The organism is uncultured Roseibium sp. (assembly GCF_947494555.1).
Taxonomy (GTDB): domain Bacteria; phylum Pseudomonadota; class Alphaproteobacteria; order Rhizobiales; family Stappiaceae; genus Roseibium.
Map to the genome: position 1 here is coordinate 143106 of NZ_CANLVF010000003.1, position 16303 is coordinate 159408.

Below are 16303 nucleotides of genomic sequence, written 5' to 3' on the forward strand. Positions count from 1 at the left end.
CTTTAAAATAAAACACCCCGCCGAGACAACATCTCGCGGCGGGGCGTTCTTTTTCCAGATTGTGCGAAGCGATCTAGAAGCTGTCGAGCTCCATGACCTGCATAACCGCCGGGCTCATGATGATGAAGAACAGCACCGGCAGGAAGAATATGATCATCGGAACCGTCAGTTTCGGCGGGAGCGATGCTGCCTTTTGCTCTGCGAACAGCATGCGCTGCTCACGGGTATCGTCGGCCATCGTGCGGATCGCGGTGCCGACAGGCGTACCGTAACGCTCGGCCTGAACAAGGGCCATCATGACGTTCTTGACACCGTCCACACCCGTGCGTTTGGCCAGGTTCTCGTAGGCGGACCGCCGCTCGCTGAGATAGGAGAGCTCGGCGGTCGTCAACGAAAGTTCTTCCGCCAGGTCGACGGACTGCACACCGACTTCCTCGGCAACCTTCTGAAACGCACCCTCAATGGACATCCCGGATTCGACACAGATCAGCATCAGATCGAGCGCATCCGGCCAGGCACGCTGAATGTTGAGCTTGCGCTTGTCGATCTTGTTCTTGAGGAACAGGTTGGGAATGAAAGCGCCAATACCGGCAACGACAAGGCAGATACAGACCTTGGTGAGCGTTGGCAGCAGATCCGGGATCACAACGAAGGAATAGAACAGCGATAGGACCAGCAGGACCAGCGGCAAGGCGATGCGCGCGGTAAGATAGTAGTAAAGGGGCGCGCTGCCGCGATAACCGGCCATGCGCAACTTTTCGGTCGTGCTCTCGTCAGACAGCATCTCTTTCAGATTGAGCCGGTCGACAAGGCTCTTCATCTGCGCCTTGGGCTGGTTGCGCAGCGATGCGCGCGCATCCTGTTGCTGGTTCGCCTGCATCCGCGCGCGCTCTTTCGCACGCAATTTGTCGCGTTCAAGCGCAACCGACTTCATGCGGGTCTTCAGCGTGTCGCGCGACAGGATCGGTGCGACGAGCGAAAAAATCGTGCCGGTTACCGCGACCATGGCAAGCAGCCCGGCAAGAAACTGGCTCGATGCAATCGTTTCGAGATCCATGCTGCCCCCTTAGAAGTCGAAGTTGATCATGTGGCGCATGACCATGATGCCGAGAAACATCCAGAACAGGCAGCCGCCAATGATGATATTGCCACCTGTCGTGGTGAATAGCAGGCTGATGTAGTCAGGCGCGATGAGATAGATGATGCCGCCGACGCCAAAGGGCATCGCACCGATGATCATCGCGGAAGACTTGGCTTCCGAGCTCAGCGCCTTGATCTTGCCTTTCAGCGACTTGCGCCCGCGAAGAACCTTGGAGAGGTTCCCGAGTGCTTCGGCGAGACCTCCACCGGCCTTTTGCTGGATGGCAACCACGATCGCAAAGAAGTTCGCTTCTGCGACTGGCACCCGGTCCGGCAACTTTGCGACGGCTTCTGACAGCGAAACACCCATTACCTGAGTTTCGGTAATCTTCCGGAACTCTGTCGCAACCGGTTCGCGCGATTCGCGGGCAACGACCTTGATACAATCTGCAAGCGGGAGACCGGCCTTCACGCCGCGAACGATGATATCGACACCGTTGGGCAACTCGTCGAGGAATTTATTGAACCGGCGGTTGCGCTTGTTGCCGACATACCAGCGCGGAAATCCGAGCGCACCGGCAAACCCGGCAGCCAGCGTAATCCATATGTTGCCGCTCGCGAAAAATCCGACGATCAGAAAAATCAGGCAGGAAACAATGCTGAAAATGACGAAATGCTTCATTTCCCAGCCAAGTCCCGCCTGCTCCATTTTGACTTTCAGCGAGACTTTTTGCTGCCGATGGTGCTTGGCTTTCTGTCTGTCTTCGAAATCCTTAAGCTGGTCCTGGATCGACTTCTTGCGCCGGTCATTGTCGCGGATCTGCTTACGCTGTTTTTCGTTCTGTGGACGGGCGGCGACCGCCATCATCCTCTGATCACGCCGCTTGGTTCCCGACAGCGTCGGCTGAAACAGGCTGAAAATAATGCCACCGACAGCGAACATGACCAGGACTGCAACAGCAATCCCAGTCACTTGTGGCGTTAGAAAGTCTTCAAATCCGGCCATCGACTTCTCATTCCCCTACATAATCGGGCAATTCGGCTGCATCGAGCGCCTGGGCCAGGCGCGATTCTTCACCGAAGTAGCGTGCACGCTCCCAGAATCTCGGCCGGCCGATCCCCGTTGACCTGTGCCGGCCGATGATCCGGCCATTCGGATCTTCACCAACGATGTCGTAGAGGAAAACATCCTGGGTCGTGATGATGTCACCTTCCATGCCCATCACCTCGGTCACGTGCGTGATGCGGCGTGAACCGTCACGAAGACGGGCGGCCTGAACGACGACGTCAATGGACGACACGATCATTTCGCGCAGCGTTCTGGAGGGCAGCGAGAAGCCGCCCATGGTGATCATGGATTCAAGCCTGGAAAGAGCCTCGCGCGGCGAGTTGGCGTGAAGCGTTCCCATGGAACCGTCGTGGCCGGTGTTCATTGCCTGAAGCAAGTCGAATGCTTCGGGGCCACGCACCTCGCCCACGATAATGCGTTCAGGACGCATACGCAGACAGTTCTTGACGAGGTCGCGCATCGTGATCTCACCCTCACCTTCCAGGTTGGGAGGGCGGGTTTCGAGCCGTACGACGTGCGGCTGCTGCAGCTGCAGTTCCGCAGAATCTTCGCAGGTGATGATGCGCTCGGTACTTTCGATGTAAGCCGTCAGACAGTTGAGGAGCGTTGTCTTACCAGAACCCGTACCGCCGGAGATCAGCACGTTACAGCGTGAGCGGCCGATAATCTGCAGGATCGTTGCACCTTCCGGTGTGATCGAGCCGAATTTGGTCAGCTGGTCGAGCGTTAGCTTGTCTTTCTTAAACTTACGAATTGTGAGCGCGGGTCCATCGATCGAAAGCGGCGGCGCAATCACGTTCACACGAGAACCATCGGGCAAACGGGCGTCACATATCGGGCTCGCATCATCGACACGACGGCCGACCTGGCTCACGATACGCTGACAGATGTTCATCAACTGGGCATTGTCCCGGAAATTCACGCCCGTTTGTTCGACCTTGCCCGACGTCTCAATGTAAACCGTGTGAGCACCGTTGACCATGATGTCGGCGATGTCGTCGCGTGCCAGGAGCGGTTCCAGCGGTCCATATCCCAGAACGTCGTTACAGATGTCCTCAAGCAGGTCCTCCTGCTCGGCGATGGACATGATGACATTTTTCAGCGCAATGATGTCATTGACGACGTCGCGGATTTCGTCGCGCGCATCCTCGGCATCAAGACGGGCGAGCTGAGACAGGTCAATCGCTTCAACAAGCGCGTTGAAGATTTGAGCCTTTGTCTCGTAGTACTCGTTGTTCTTTTTGCGAGGTGCGGGCGCCTTGGCCTTCGGTTCCGGTGCAGGCTCGGGAGCCGGCGCAGGCGCCGCAGCCTTTTCGCTTTCCGCAGGAGCTGGAGGCGCTTCCTTTTCCACGGTCGGTGCCGGAGCCTCGGCCGGTGCCGTCGATTCCGGCGCTCCTCCGGGAACACCTCCCGGTTGGATGTTCTGGGCTCCAGACGATGAGTTGCCGCGTCTTCCAAACATAGCGATCTTTCAGCTCCGCTTACGAACCAGTCAGCCGGACTTGCGTTTCAGTTTTGAAAACAAGCCGCCAAGGGGAGAGCGCGTTACCTTGGCCGGCTGCACTTTGCCCGAGATTGCATTCGCGAGATCGTCAAACACGCGCGCTACCGCATGTTTTCCGTCCATCTCACTGATCATTTGTCCATTATTTGCCGCGGTGCCGAAGAGCTGCGGCTCGAAGGGGATCGATGCTTGCACCGTCAGACCAAGAGCGCCTGCAAACTCCTCCGGTTTGATTTCCGGACGCTTGGGCACATTGACCTTGTTCATGACCAGGTGCGGCGGCCGGTCGTTCGGACGCAGCTGTTTCAACATATCGACCGCGTTTTTCGCGTTGCGCAGGTTCGCCAGATCAGGTTCGGCGACAAGCACGATCTCGTCCACGTTCAATAGCGTGTTCTTCACCCAGGCGTTCCAGGTGTGCGGCACGTCCAGCACCACATTCGGAACAGTTGCCCTCATGGTTTCAAACAGCAGCTCGAACGATTTCTCGCTGTGATCGTATGTCCGCTCCAGCGTTGCCGGTGCTGCCAGGAGGCTCAAATGCTCGTTACACTTGGACAGGATCCTGTCGAGATAGGTTTCATCGAGCCGGTCCGGTGAGGAGATCGCTTCGAAGACGCCCTGCAAGGGGTCCTGATTGTAATCCAGGCCCGCCGTTCCGAATGGCAGGTCCAGATCTGTGATCACGACCTCGCTTTGAAAGTTCCTGCCAAGCGACCAGGCGCTGTTGTGAGCGATCGTAGAGGAGCCACACCCGCCCTTGATGCCGTAGAATGCAGTCGTGCGGCCGAGTGGCTCGGCTTCCGGATCGGTGTAGAGTTCGGCAATCGCCCCGATCAGCTGGTAGACGTTGACGGGCGCAATCAGGTATTCGCTCACGCCGCGCGCAATGAGGTCGCGATAGAGCGACACATCGTTCATGTTTCCGATCACGATCACCTTGGTGCCCGCGTCGCAATATTCGGCAAGCTGATCGAGGTTGCCGAGAAGCTCCTCACGCTGTCCGTTTGATTCCACCATCACCAGGTTCGGCGTCGGCGCTTGCGCGAAGACATCGATCGCGGCAGGAATCCCCCCCATGTCGAGCTTCAGATGCGCCTTGGACATCCTGCGGTCTTCCATGGCGGTTTCGGCAACCCGCATCGTCGCATCCGTCAGGCAGAAACCGTGTACCGTGATGCGTGGAACGGAACCAACATTCGCCGTTTCCCCGGATCCTGCGTACTCGTGTTCAGCAGGTTCCGACATAGGATCGAGATAGCCCGGCGTATCCTTCAATTCTGCGTTCGTGCTCATTCTTCCACCTATTCTGAGACTTCTGCCCCAACACCTTCAGTGAACGTGCCAGCTGTGGTTTGGCCCTTGCGATAATTCTCGAAGACGACCGCACGGCGTGCCTGATCGGACGGGCCTGATGCCCGCGGTGTGATCAGGTCGGACGGATTGTCGACCATTGCGGCGAGATTTGACTGTGTTGCACAGCCGAAGTTCTCGTATTCGGTGTTTTCGCCGATACCGCCGCCAAGGTTCCTTGGCCATGCGCCGCACGGCCCAGCCGTTGCCTGCATTGCCGAATAGGAGAGCCTGATCGGTGCCTCGGCCTTGGGATCTTGAACCGCGTATGTGCGTGTCGAGATTTTCGAGCGACTGAGGCCACCGCGTTGCAAGGCGTGCCTGATATCGCCCGTTACCGCATGAACGGCCGCCTCATTGGCGCCCCCCGACGGCACCAGAATTTCCACCGCTCCATTGCCGTTGCGGCGAGAATCTACCGCAAAGGCTGTAATCGTGCCTTCGATCGGGCCGTGGAGATTGCGGGTGTTCTGGCCGATCGGCAGATCCAGCGTCTCAGGTTCCTCGGTGATGACGATCGGGTGTCTGTAGCGATAGTCGTGCGAGGCCAGCAACTCCGCGTTGCTCTGGCTCTTGTTCTGGCACCCGACCATAACCAGACATCCGGCAATCACGAGTGCGGATTTGGATACGGCAGATATCCGGACTGTTTTCTTCGTCTTCATCCGTCCGTCCTCACTTGTATATAAATCCGACTTGGCCATGGTATTCACCCTCAACCATGTCGCCCGCAGGGTTGTAGATCTTGTTGAGCCGGTTCAGGAAAATGCTCTCCGCATCCGACGGGGGAATGAGGTTCTTGTCCGGACGAACAAGCTTCTTCATTGCCTGAGGACGGACGACGTAGGGTGTTACGAAGACCGCCAGTTCTGTCTGGTCCCGCAGGAAGTCACGGCTCTTGAACAAGGCTCCGAGGATCGGAATTTGCATCAGGCCGGGAATGCCTTCCATGGATTGCTGGTAAGATTCCTGCAGCAATCCGGCCATTACCAGCGTCCCGCCCGAAGGCAGTTCGACAGTTGATTCGGCGCGGCGGACTTTCAGTGCCGAGATCGTGATCCCGCCAGCACTGACCGCACCTTCGTTGCTGAGCTCGCTGACTTCTGTAAGGACCCGGAGGCTGATCCGTCCTTCGGACAGGACCACCGGTGTAAAGTCGAGACCGACACCGAACTTCTTGAATTCCACACTGACCGTGTTGTCATCCTGCGCAATCGGGATCGGGAACTCACCACCCGCCAGGAAACTTGCGTTTTCGCCCGATATTGCCGTCAGCGTCGGTTCAGCCAGCGTCCGGATCACACCTTCACGCTGCAATGCCTCGACTTCCGCACTGATCGATGCAGCGCCGCTGGCAAATGTCACGCCCGCGACCGCCTGGTTGACGATGGAGGGGTTCACGTTGAAGCCGGGTGTATTGGAAAACCGGGGCGTGAAGTTACCCGTGCCGACAGAGCCGCTGAACTGCACACCGAGCTGCTTGATGATTGAGCGCTCGACCTCGGCGACGGTGACCTTCAGATGCACCTGATCCTTTCCCTGGACAGAGATCAGATTGACCACTTCGGTCGCGCTGCCGGCGCCCTGAAACTTTGCGGCGATGTCAGCGGCTTGCTGCGATTCCAGCGTGCTTCTTGCCGTTCCGCTCAGGATAACGTTGCCGTTGACCGACTCCGCCTTGATGTTGGAGCCCGGTATCAGTTTGCGAATGATCCTGGCCAGATCCGATGTATCGTTTTCGACCCGGATGTCAAAGCTGGCCAACTCTCGACCGCTTCGGCTGAAGAGCACGAGCCTCGCCTGACCTGCAGTGTTCCCGAGAACGAATATCCTGCGTGGCGTTCTGAGCACCGCATCCGCAATCTCGGGATTGGAGATGAGAACATCCGCAGCGTCTTCCGCCAGATTGATGACCACCGATCTGCCGATGCCGACATTCAGGATTCTGCCGCTGGCGCGTTCACCGGCGGCGACGTGGACCTGGCTGGGGAAGTTGCTCTGTGCCAGTGATGACGGAGCTGACATCCCAAAGGACGTTGCCACGATTGCAGCTGCTGCTGCGAGCTTTACAAGGTAGTTTTTCATCGCGCCCCTCATGCTGGACGTTCTCGTCAGATCCGGTTTCATGGCGCAACTGACTTGCTGGTGATGCCGTATTTCACGTAACTCACATCGTTTCGGCGGCTGTCGTCTTGGGCAGCGTCATCTGCCGAATCCTGCGCACTGCGCAAAGCGAGTGAAATCGTTCCGGTCTGTTGCGCCTGAGCGACGAGTTCCGATTCCGCCAAGGTCAGTTCCAAGGTGGCGGTTTTCTTCGGAGACAGGTTTTTCTGATCCTGTTCTCCAGCCGTCGTCGCGTCGATTGCCAACACGCGTTTGTTTTCAAGGATGGTTTCACTGTAAGCAGTGTCGTCGAATGTGCGTGTCAGGATCAGGTCAACCTTGTCTCCCGGCAGAATGAAGCCGCCGGCGGTTGTCTCCTCTTCCACGCTCACCGCGATGGCCCGCTTGCCCTTCGGAAGAATGGCAGCCATGAAGCCTTTGTCGGTGTTAATCAAACGCTCCGGCCTGATCGGCTCGCCTGAAAAGATGGGAGCCTTGGCGATTCGTCCCACGAATTCTTCACCCGCGGAAGGATCAGACGACTTTGTCACCGACCCGCGCGGAAGAGCATCTTCCGGCCAATCCGCCCAGTCGAAATTTTCCCTGGTCAGTTTGCCACCCAGCGGAATGTCCACTTCTGCGACGAGAACCTGGACTTTCTTTGTTTCCGGTGCCGCCTGGACGATTTGCGGGGCTGGCTCTCCGCCACCTGACAACATGACCATACGAAATGCCAGCAACCCTGCCACCACTGCGACCGCCAGTACTAAGATTCGAGCGAATTTCATGACAAAAACCCAATGATCCTGTGCGCCGATGCGTTTCTTCAGCATAGAATGACGGGTAATTGGTCAAAACATGGTTAACCAGGAGTAGAAGTTTTTGGTTAATTTTCGTTAACTTTACTGAAAGCCTTCCGAATTGCCTTTCAATTTGCGAAAATCGAGGCTTCATTCGCTTGATACATAGAAGCAACTGCGCGTTTCTAGCAGCAGAGCGTGTGTCACTTTTAAGAAACTAAAGTGCCGACCGGTGGCTCAATTGGGGCATCAGGGCTCGTTTTGCAGATCCCACCGGATTGATCAGGCGGTTTGAAGAGCGAATCGCCAGATGGTTGCTTTTCTTACCGGCGCACGAACAGACTTGCCAAAAAACCCTGCTTCACGCGCGCAGCTACTGGAAAGTATTTTTCGACATCGGCGGGTGCCAGATAATTGTCGTGCCTGAAATCAATATCCACCGCCACGAGGTCAAGCGGAATTTCAAAAACATGATCGACTTCATCGCCGTCCGACTGTTGATCGGCGAAACACGCGTCCCTCAGATTCTGATAATGGCCTGGAAGAGTCTTCTTCCTTGAGGTGAAAAACGTCTCCGCCATCGCCGCGATGCGACAAGCGCCATTTCCGCTGGTCGCTCTGCCAAAACTCAACGGCGTTCAACGTCACTGTCTCATTGACGTTACAGACATATGTGTCGAACTCGTTCGACAGAACAGCAATGTGCTCCTCATTCGATTGTGCAAGTGCCTCGTCCTCGGACCCAAAAAGCGTCCATCCGCTTTTTGACAAACGCGCAACCCAACTTTCTTCGTGGGGCATGTCCGTTACCGGCTGGCCTAGCGGCACTTCGAAAGACTGCGATAACTGGTCCGGTTTCGCGCGGCTCGCGACATAGAAAATTCGAAACCCCGCGAAAGTCTGCTCAGGGCAAACGCAATGTCACGCGCGCGCGCTGCGCTCCGTGTCCGGCAGACTTTTACTGGAAGAAAACGTTTGCGGCAACGGCACAAGGTTAAATCGAGTGACTTAGCCACCTCTGTCTGCTGGATCTAGTAGGCCTGTGCGACCATTTTGAACCAGGCCGTCATCGGATAGACCTGAAGGCCTGCGATCGCGATCGCGATTCCATACGGTATGCCGCTTTTTTGATCGTGCAGTCTTGCCAGCCACTCCTGCCGCGCCAAAGCGTCCGGCAGAATGACATTTGTGCGCATGTACATAAGACCAAGTGTCAAAAACATGCCGTATATGGAAACCAGCAGGACGAATCCCATCAATTCGGGTGTAAAGCCAATCCACAATGCCATTGCGGTCAGGAATTTTGCGTCACCGCCACCCATCCAGCGCAGATACCAGAATGTAAAACACACGGGAAAGACGACCAGCGGACCCAAGGCGTGTGTGCCCCAGGACGCGAGCGGAAGGCCTGTTGCCAGTGACAGAATGACAAAACCTGCAATCAGGAGAATCGAAACACGGTTTTGAATCGTCATCGTCAACAAATCGGACGCACCGCCAAATGCAACGAGCATCGGAAATACGACCAGGAGTGCAGCCTCTAACATGGAAAACCCATTTTTCTCTTTCCGTCAGCCCGATGATACAAAGGCCGGGTTAACGAAAGACAGACGGGCAAAAAAAAACGGGCAGTGATCTGCCCGTTTTCTTTGCGGCGCCGTTTCCAGCGCTGCAATGCCAGCCGACTTACTTGACGGAATCGTCGAGCTTGGTCGCGATGGTGCTGAAAACGCTCGTCAGCGACGTACCTGCCAGAGAAACGGCAGCGATGATGACGATGGACAGCAGGCCAGCGATCAGGCCGTATTCGATTGCAGTTGCGCCAGATTCGTCTTTAGCGAAACGGTTCATAAGAGATTTCATGTTTTTGCTCCAAGTACCACTGAGTTGACAGCTTCAAGTTCGCCGGATCTTTTTTTGGTCCGTTCGAACATGAACTCACCCTAGGACAGAGAGCTTTCCAACCAGTTAAAGTGACCAAATGATTCCGCACCAATCGCGATTAGTTTAACTATAGTTAAAAAACGGTATAGATAAAAAACAGTTAATCCACTCAAGAGCAGCAAGTAAAAACATAAACCTTTCTTAATTTCTATTTCTTCGTCGACCTTCGACGCTAACTTCACTTTCATCGAAGCGCTTTTTCCAGAATACCCCCACCCTCATTGTAATATATACTTTCAATTCCGCCCAAATCTCGGGCAACGCACCTCTGAGCACGCAACTCTTTCGGAAGCACTTCGAAATTCAACTCAAAACAATTCGAAGTGCCAAAGCATTCCGAAGCGTGCCGGTGTCAATTCTAATTTTCATCGCGTTAGCAGATCGTTCACCACGTTTGCGGCATCATCTCGAAAGAAATGACACTAATGGAGTATTCATAAGCATGTTTATGAACCTAATCAGATGGACTGGCGTGCTTGTGTTTGCAGTTCAAACAAGCATCGTGATGGCTCAAGATGGACCGGTGATGGTTACAGTAGACCGTGCCAAGATCTTCCGCATCGATGATGGCGCGTCTGCCGTCATCGTTGGAAATCCATTCATCGCGGATGTTTCCATGTTTGACGACAATACGGTTGTGATCACCGGCAAGAGCTACGGCTCAACAAATCTCGTCATTCTGGACAAGGACAGCAAACCGATCGTCGATGAAGTCATCACAGTCCGCGCGGCGGACGACGATGTCGTAGCCGTCTACCGCAAGGCCGTTCGCTCATCCATGTCCTGCAGCCCGAACTGCGAACCGACCGTGCGCCTCGGCGACGGTGTCGAAGCCTTCAACGAAGTCGCAGAGCAGGCGAACTCCAGAAACTCCCTGGCTACCGCTGCAGCGGGAGCCAAATAACCGTCCTATGAAATGAGAAAACGATGAGTGGCAGAAGCTATTACCGCCGATTAATAGGCCGCAGGATACTCAGATCCTTTGTGAAGGATCGTGAAGGGGTTACCGCAGTCGAGTTTTCGATGATCGCGCTGCCATTCTTCATCATCGTTTTCGGGATCATGGAAATCGGGATTGCGATGTTCGTAAATCGCATGGTCGACAATTCCGTAATCAGCGCATCCCGGCTCATCAGAACCGGTCAACACGGCGGCATCTCGACAGTTGCCGAGTTTAAAGATGTGGTTTGCGGCTATATGCCGTCCTTTATGTGCGACACGGACAGGCTGACTGTCGACGTACAGCGGGTGGACGATTTTGCCGACGCGGCAGCGCAAGCAAGCCCGTATGACGAAGACGGCAACCTGAAAGACAATGACGACGATAACCTTTCCACGGGCGGTGCCGGGGACATTGTGGTCGTCAAAGTGCTTTACAGATGGCCGATGATGACCTCGGCCCTCAATCTCGCTCTCAATGACAACGGCACCGAACGCTATCTCACATCAACAATGGTGTTCCGCAATGAACCCTGGGAATGATACCTGGAGACCGTCAATGATCGCGAACAACCTTACAATTCGTGCCTTGAAAAAACTCCGCAGGGATGAAGATGGCGTATCCGCTGTTGAGTTTGCGATGATCCTGCCGTTCATGTTTCTGCTGCTCATTGGAATGACGGAGCTGGCAGAGGCCCTGAACCAGGATCGGAAAGTCAGCCGTATTGCCAACGCGATCGCCGACTTGGTCGCCCAGGAAGAAGCGGTTGAACGAAACGACCTCAACGATTTGCTTGATATCGGCGCAGAAATTCTCGCACCGTATCCTGCAGATAATCTGCAGGTCATCGTTGCAAGCATAACTTTCGACGAAGACGGAGACGCTACCGTTGACTGGAGCCGGGATTCTACGGAATCAGTTCCCTGGACAGCCGGTGATGCCCCTCCAATCACATTACCGGCCTCTGTCGCCGTTCCGAATTCGTCCGTTGTCGTCGGCCAGACAAATCTGACTTACACGCCGAGTTTCACGGGCGTGTTTACGGGTATCTTCGACTGGAGCCCGTCCGCGCTCGAGCTAAGCGACACCTATTACCTGGCACCGCGTATCACGGGCACCGTCACCTGCGGCAACTGCTGAGCTTCACCCAGGCAACGAATAGTAATTCTCCCGTATTTGTATCGTCGCACAATACGGGTACCCTCCAGGGATGCTGCATTGCAATATTCCGTGTTCAGGTGGGACCCGCAACCGATGGCGACAAACAAGACCTATGACCAGATAGCCGTAGGCGATTCGGCAGAAATCGTACGCGAGTGCTCCAGCAATGACCTGCTGGTATTCGCGCACGCTTCGGGAAATCACAATCCGATCCATTTGCCTGATACCGATTGGACTGGCGACGGTGTAGTCGACAAACCGGTCGCCCCGGCGATGTGGGTCGGAGGATTGGCGTCGGCGGTCCTAGGCAATATCCTGCCCGGTCCCGGGACAGTCTACAAATCGCAATCATTCCGGTTTCTGGGTGCGGCTGCCGTTGGTGATCAATTGCATGTCAGGGTTACGGCGACAGACAAAAAACCGGACAATGTAATTGTCTTCGATCTCACCGTAACGCGTGGAGACGGCGTCCGGCTTGTGGAAGGTGTTGCCGAAGTGAAGGCCCCGACCGAGACGATAGAATTCGATTCCAGCAATATCCCCGCCTTGCTGGTGCAGCGGCACAGGCATTTCAACAGAATGATCGAGCTGGCAAAAACATTGCCAGCCTTGCCGACCGCGGTGGCTGCACCCGACGATCCCAACTCTCTTGATGGTGCCTTACTGGCAGCACGCGAAGGATTGATCCATCCCGTATTAATCGGTGCGAAGGACAGGATCGAGGCCGCAGCCAGGGAATTGGACGAAGATATCGGCGATTTCGAACTAATCGATATAGAGGACGAAATGGAGGCAGCAGGCCGCGCAGTGGCAATGGTCCATGAGGGCAAGGTCAAAGCGGTCATGAAGGGCCACTTGCACACCGATCACCTCTTGCACCACGTTGTGAAGCGCGATGGCGGGTTGCGCACTAAGCGCCGTATCAGCCACGTGTTCGTCATGGATATTCCCGGACGCAAGACACCGGTGCTGATCTCGGACGCGGCAATAAACATCACGCCCGACCTCAATGCCAAGGTCGACATCACCCAGAATGCTATCGACGCAGCCTTGTCGCTCGGCCTCGAAACACCAAAGGTCGGCATTCTTTCAGCGATCGAAACCGTCAATCCTGCAATCCCTTCCAGCCTTGATGCAGCCGTGTTGTCCAAGATGGCCGAAAGAGGACAGATTACCGGCGCTGTCGTCGACGGGCCGCTGGCGATGGACAATGCCATCGATGTCCAGGCCGCCCGCACAAAGGGAATAACATCGCTCGTGGCCGGTCACGCGGAGGTATTGATTGTTCCCAACCTGGAATCGGGAAACATGCTGGCAAAGGAACTCACCTTCATTGCCCATGCCGAGGCGGCCGGACTTGTGATTGGTGCAAAGGTGCCGGTCATGCTGACAAGCCGTGCCGATGACGGACGCGCACGCCTGGCCTCTTGTGCGCTCGCACTGCTTTATATGCACTGGCAGGCGAACGGGACACCGGCAGGCATTCTGGACCGGGAGGCAAAATGAACATGGCACCGGTCATCCTCGTCCTCAACACCGGTTCCTCGTCGATAAAATTCTCGCTTTACTCCGGCGCCGAAATCCAATTGTCCGGACAGATTTCCGGCCTCGGTGCGGTGCCGAAGATCGAGCTGGAATCGCGTGCTTCCGCCAGACGCGTGGAACGGCTCCTGACAGCACAGGAAGGTGAAAACCATCGCGCGGCGCTGAAGGCCCTTCTGCCCGTCCTGGAGGAGGAACTGAACGGTTGCCACGTCGATGCCGTTGGGCACCGCGTTGTCCATGGCGGGACCAAATACACCGGCCCGGTGCGTATTACCGACGAGGTTCTCGAGGAACTTGGAAAGCTCGAGCCGCTGGCGCCGCTGCACCAGCCACACAATCTTGCCGGGATCAGGGGAGCGCGCATGGCGTTTCCAGGCGCATCTCAAACGGCCTGTTTCGATACTTCATTTCACCGCAACCATCCCTGGGTGAACGATACGTTCGCCTTGCCGCGAAGCCTTTATGACGAAGGCGTTCGGCGTTACGGCTTTCACGGCCTGTCTTACGAATATATCTGCGACTATCTCAAGATCTCTGCGCCTGATGTTTACGCAGGCAAGGTCATCGTCGCGCATCTGGGCAACGGCGCCTCCATGTGCGCTATCCGGGACGGCCAGAGCATCGGATCAACGATGGGTTTCACCGCGCTTGACGGTCTGCCGATGGGCACGAGATGCGGCCAGCTGGATCCTGGTGCGGTATTGTATCTGCTCACGACCAAGGGCATGTCGGCAGATGAGGTTTCGGATCTTCTTTATAGAGAATCCGGGCTCAAAGGACTGTCTGGCATCACCCAGGACATGCGGACATTGACGTTGAGCGACGATCCGAAGGCAGCGCAGGCGATTGACTATTATGTCTTTCGCGCCCGACGGGAACTGGGCGCCATGGCCGCTGTCCTCAGCGGTGTGGACACGTTCGTGTTCACCGGCGGCATCGGGGAAAACGCAGCGGGGATCCGATCGAGAGTGTGTGCAAATCAGGACTGGATCGGAATGGCGATTGATGAAAACAAGAACAACACCAACGCAATAGACATTTCAACGGAAGATTCCCGCATGAAGGTGTTGGTCATACCGACAAACGAAGAGGAAATGATCCGCCGTCATACAGAGAAACTGATGTGAACGCAGGTGTTGCGGCGACGAGCCAACTATTGCGCGGTCGGCTCAAGCAGCTTTGCAAAGTCATCCTCGAACGTTCTCAGCACCGGACGGTAGTCCGCGTGAACGACCGGTTCGAAGCCTCCCGGCAGATCAGGCTCGATTGCAAGGTAGGCGTCTGGCGCTTCCCGCCGCATATCCATCAGTCCGGCGCGCAGTCTGCGTTTGAGTGCGTCCGGCAGATCCTTTGAAATGCTGTGGGCAGAGTAAGGTATCGGTGGCGATCGCCACACGATTTCCAGATCCTTGAAGCCCTTGCTTCCTGATACGTAATAATCGTTCAAAGTGCCTGCCGTGAACCCGTTCTTGGCCTCGCCGGCGAGACTGGACCACGCCAGCGAAGCCTGAACGCGCCCGTCCAGCAACGCCCGCAAACCTTCGACCGGGCTCTGGACCTCGACCAGAGTTTGAAAATGTGTTCGAGCATCGATGCCGTCGGCGGCAAGGTTTGCAATCGGCACGCGGTAAGCTGCGACGGCCTTCTTGTTTCCGACCGCAAGCCGTGTTCCCTTCAGGTCCTCAAGGGACGTATTTGCATCGCTTCGTTTGCTGACAAGAATTGCATAAAAGCGCGCTGGAAAATCATCCGGACCTGCCGTGACAAGCGGCTCGACGCATTTGCAAAGCCGGTGTGCTGCGGCATACGCAGAAGGAGACAGCCTGACATAGTCTATGCGCCCGTTCACAATCCCTTCGACGGCTTCACCAAGCGTGTCCATCAGAAACAGGTCGACCGGCAGGTCGGCGATTTCCTCCAGGGCAAGGCGAAAGGGCTCCACACGATCACGTGTCGTTTCATCCCCTGCCACAATCACACCCAGGCGCAAGCGGTCGGGCATGGCATCGCGATCCGCAGCATTGGCAGAAACCACAAGAGGCAACAGCAGGAGAATCACCCCAATTGATTTCACGCATTCGAACGAGAAAGCCACAGTCCTGTCATAACTGTCTGAGAGTTTTGAAAAAATCATTTTTCGCCCGAAAGTTCGCCTGCCCCAAATATTGGACTAATTTATGCAGAATTCTATCACGACGGTCGTATTCGATATAGGGAATGTCCTCATCGAATGGAATCCCGAAATTCTCTACCGTCAACTCATTCCCGATCCGCTCGAACGCAAAACGTTTCTGGAAACCGTCTGTACGTCTGACTGGAACTTGCAGCAAGACCTCGGCCGGTCCTGGAAAGAGGGCGTTGAGACCTTAACCGTACAATTTCCCGACAAGGCCGATCTGATCGCCGCCTATTCGGATCGTTGGCACGACATGGTCCCAGGTGAAATTCCAGGAACGCGTCAACTTCTGACTGAACTCGCGTCGAAAGGCGTACCGCTCTATGCGGTGACCAATTTTTCTGCCGAGAAATTCGTCGAAGCCCAGGACCGTTTTCCGTTCCTGAAGACCAGTTTTCTCGATACCGTTGTTTCGGCGCACGAAAGGCTCATCAAACCGGATCCGAAAATCTACGAGGTTCTGTTTGAACGCAATGATCTGAAGCCTGTGGACTGCTTCTTCATCGACGATTCAAAGGCGAACGTGGCAGCCGCCCGGTCAGTGGGCATGTCAGCGCATCACTTCCAGTCCGCGGCCGGGCTTGAAGTGGACCTAAAGCGGTTGGAACTTCTCTAGAGCGGTTCAAGC

The 16303-nt window shown here is 55.8% G+C and carries 17 protein-coding genes; 6 read left to right on the top strand and 11 right to left on the bottom strand.

Going from position 1 to position 16303, the window contains the following annotated elements; all coding sequences use genetic code 11:
- Positions 1–73: 73 nt before the first annotated feature.
- The 10 genes from Q0915_RS15450 to Q0915_RS15495 all read right to left on the bottom strand — a co-directional run bounded on the left by Q0915_RS15450 (position 74) and on the right by Q0915_RS15495 (position 9772).
- Positions 74–1057, bottom strand: coding sequence for a type II secretion system F family protein (locus tag Q0915_RS15450; RefSeq protein ID WP_299475144.1), 984 nt, complete (start codon positions 1055–1057; stop codon positions 74–76).
- 9 nt (positions 1058–1066) lie between these two features.
- Positions 1067–2086, bottom strand: coding sequence for a type II secretion system F family protein (locus Q0915_RS15455; RefSeq protein WP_299475147.1), 1020 nt, complete (start codon positions 2084–2086; stop codon positions 1067–1069).
- A gap of 7 nt (positions 2087–2093) precedes the next feature.
- Positions 2094–3611 carry a CpaF family protein gene (locus tag Q0915_RS15460; RefSeq protein WP_299475150.1) on the bottom strand — a complete coding sequence of 506 codons (1518 nt, stop codon included), beginning with the start codon at positions 3609–3611 and terminating at the stop codon, positions 2094–2096.
- A gap of 30 nt (positions 3612–3641) precedes the next feature.
- Positions 3642–4949 carry a CpaE family protein gene (locus Q0915_RS15465; protein WP_299475153.1) on the bottom strand — a complete coding sequence of 436 codons (1308 nt, stop codon included), beginning with the start codon at positions 4947–4949 and terminating at the stop codon, positions 3642–3644.
- An 8-nt stretch (positions 4950–4957) separates the two neighbouring features.
- Positions 4958–5671, bottom strand: a complete 714-nt coding sequence (locus tag Q0915_RS15470) for a CpaD family pilus assembly protein (RefSeq protein ID WP_299475156.1) — start codon at positions 5669–5671, stop codon at positions 4958–4960.
- Between the two features lie 10 nt (positions 5672–5681).
- Positions 5682–7091 (bottom strand): type II and III secretion system protein family protein, encoded by a 1410-nt coding sequence (locus Q0915_RS15475; RefSeq protein WP_299475159.1) that lies wholly within the window; start codon positions 7089–7091, stop codon positions 5682–5684.
- 38 nt (positions 7092–7129) lie between these two features.
- Complete coding sequence (gene cpaB / locus Q0915_RS15480; protein WP_299475162.1) at positions 7130–7897, bottom strand: Flp pilus assembly protein CpaB; 768 nt, start codon at positions 7895–7897, stop codon at positions 7130–7132.
- Positions 7898–8232: 335 nt separating this feature from the next.
- Positions 8233–8490, bottom strand: a complete 258-nt coding sequence (locus tag Q0915_RS15485; protein WP_299475165.1) for a hypothetical protein — start codon at positions 8488–8490, stop codon at positions 8233–8235.
- Between the two features lie 450 nt (positions 8491–8940).
- A complete protein-coding gene (locus Q0915_RS15490) occupies positions 8941–9456 on the bottom strand; it encodes a prepilin peptidase (RefSeq protein WP_299475168.1) in 516 nt (171 codons plus the stop codon).
- Positions 9457–9595: 139 nt separating this feature from the next.
- A complete protein-coding gene (locus Q0915_RS15495; RefSeq protein WP_299475171.1) occupies positions 9596–9772 on the bottom strand; it encodes a Flp family type IVb pilin in 177 nt (58 codons plus the stop codon).
- Between the two features lie 523 nt (positions 9773–10295).
- Here Q0915_RS15495 and Q0915_RS15500 point away from each other — a divergent pair.
- From Q0915_RS15500 to Q0915_RS15520, 5 genes are all read left to right on the top strand, one after another.
- The gene (locus Q0915_RS15500) at positions 10296–10757 is read left to right on the top strand and encodes a pilus assembly protein N-terminal domain-containing protein (RefSeq protein ID WP_299475174.1); all 462 of its coding nucleotides are present in this window, start codon (positions 10296–10298) and stop codon (positions 10755–10757) included.
- 23 nt (positions 10758–10780) lie between these two features.
- Positions 10781–11335 carry a TadE/TadG family type IV pilus assembly protein gene (locus Q0915_RS15505; protein WP_299475176.1) on the top strand — a complete coding sequence of 185 codons (555 nt, stop codon included), beginning with the start codon at positions 10781–10783 and terminating at the stop codon, positions 11333–11335.
- A gap of 16 nt (positions 11336–11351) precedes the next feature.
- A complete protein-coding gene (locus tag Q0915_RS15510) occupies positions 11352–11933 on the top strand; it encodes a TadE/TadG family type IV pilus assembly protein (RefSeq protein WP_299475179.1) in 582 nt (193 codons plus the stop codon).
- A 114-nt stretch (positions 11934–12047) separates the two neighbouring features.
- Positions 12048–13460 carry a bifunctional enoyl-CoA hydratase/phosphate acetyltransferase gene (locus tag Q0915_RS15515; protein ID WP_299475181.1) on the top strand — a complete coding sequence of 471 codons (1413 nt, stop codon included), beginning with the start codon at positions 12048–12050 and terminating at the stop codon, positions 13458–13460.
- A 2-nt stretch (positions 13461–13462) separates the two neighbouring features.
- Positions 13463–14626: an acetate/propionate family kinase gene (locus Q0915_RS15520; protein WP_299477027.1), complete on the top strand. Its 1164-nt coding sequence runs from the start codon at positions 13463–13465 to the stop codon at positions 14624–14626.
- A 26-nt stretch (positions 14627–14652) separates the two neighbouring features.
- Here the strand turns inward: Q0915_RS15520 and Q0915_RS15525 are convergent, their stop codons facing one another.
- The gene (locus tag Q0915_RS15525) at positions 14653–15633 is read right to left on the bottom strand and encodes a PhnD/SsuA/transferrin family substrate-binding protein (protein ID WP_299475184.1); all 981 of its coding nucleotides are present in this window, start codon (positions 15631–15633) and stop codon (positions 14653–14655) included.
- Positions 15634–15676: 43 nt separating this feature from the next.
- Between Q0915_RS15525 and Q0915_RS15530 the strand changes: the two genes are divergently transcribed.
- A complete protein-coding gene (locus Q0915_RS15530) occupies positions 15677–16291 on the top strand; it encodes an HAD family phosphatase (RefSeq protein ID WP_299475187.1) in 615 nt (204 codons plus the stop codon).
- Positions 16292–16303: the final 12 nt, after the last annotated feature.